General features: G+C 53.7%; 1 protein-coding gene and 1 pseudogene. One reads left to right on the forward strand and one right to left on the reverse strand.

Features of this window, described 5'->3' with window-relative positions:
- The coding region (locus tag R7Z41_RS23785; RefSeq protein ID WP_318141618.1) for a 1-deoxy-D-xylulose-5-phosphate synthase N-terminal domain-containing protein at positions 1–649 on the reverse strand (649 nt) is incomplete at its 3' end.
- Positions 650–926: 277 nt separating this feature from the next.
- Between R7Z41_RS23785 and loiP the strand changes: the two are divergent.
- Positions 927–1,409: pseudogene (gene loiP / locus R7Z41_RS23790) on the forward strand (metalloprotease LoiP); the annotation flags it as partial.

Here is a 1,409-nt window from a genome sequence, read left to right on the forward strand (position 1 = left end):
CGATGTCGCGAATAACGTGCCAGCCGTAAGCTTCGAAACGCATTGCGGTGTCGTCGGTGAACCAGCCTTCAACGTGACCATCGATAGAAATACCGTTGTCATCGTAGAATGCAATCAGTTTACCCAGCTTCAGCGTACCCGCCAGAGAGCAAACTTCGTGGGAGATGCCTTCCATCATGCAGCCGTCGCCCATGAAGGCGTAGGTGTAGTGGTCGACAATGTCGTGGCCCGGACGGTTAAACTGCGCCGCCAGCGTTTTTTCTGCAATCGCCATACCGACTGCGTTGGCAATCCCCTGACCCAGCGGACCGGTGGTGGTTTCCACACCAGCGGTGTAACCCACTTCCGGGTGACCCGGAGTTTTAGAGTGCAGCTGACGGAAGTTTTTCAGTTCTTCCATCGGCAGATCGTAACCGGTGAGGTGCAGCAGGCTGTAGATCAGCATGGAGCCGTGGCCGTTGGACAGCACGAAGCGGTCACGGTCAGCCCAGGACGGATTCTGCGGGTTGTGTTTCAGGAAATCACGCCACAGGACTTCGGCAATGTCAGCCATACCCATAGGGGCACCCGGGTGACCGGATTTGGCTTTCTGTACTGCGTCCATGCTCAGCGCACGAATAGCATTGGCAAGCTCTTTACGTGAGGACATTTTGACTCCAGATCGGATGATGAAGGGCACGCCCTTAACGACTTGACGACAGCGCGTTTTGGGCTACGCCGGAAAATTTGCCAACAATTTACCGCAAGCCGCGCGTCATGTACATGGAACATCCTTTTGCCGCTTCAGAAATCTCTGGATCATGCTCGCATGTTGCGCAATCTACTCGCCCGTCCGCTGCGCTTTTCCTTATACTGAGACTGAGCGTCGATTCACCTGCAAACGGCGCATTTTTAGAATAATCCTGACCTTGTGCGGAAGAGAAAACATGAAAATTCGCGCCTTATTGGTAGCAATGAGCGTGGCAACGGTACTGACTGGTTGCCAGAATATGGACTCCAACGGACTGCTTTCATCAGGAGCGGAAGCTTTTCAGGCTTACAGTTTGAGTGATGCGCAGGTGAAAGCCCTGAGCGATCAGGCATGTCAGGAGATGGACAGCAAGGCGACGATTGCGCCAGCCAATAGCGAATACGCTAAACGTCTGACAACTATTGCCAATGCGCTAGGCAACAATATCAACGGTCAGCCGGTGAATTACAAAGTGTATATGGCGAAGGATGTGAACGCCTTTGCAATGGCTAACGGCTGTATCCGTGTCTATAGCGGGCTGATGGATATGATGACGGATAACGAAGTCGAAGCGGTGATCGGTCACGAGATGGGGCACGTGGCGTTAGGCCATGTGAAAAAAGGAATGCAGGTGGCGCTTGGTACAAATGCCGTGCGAGTAGCTGCGGCCTCTGCGGGC

Origin of the sequence: Vibrio sp. 1457 (assembly GCF_033340195.1) — a bacterium.
In the GTDB taxonomy this organism is placed as follows: domain Bacteria; phylum Pseudomonadota; class Gammaproteobacteria; order Enterobacterales; family Vibrionaceae; genus Vibrio; species Vibrio alginolyticus.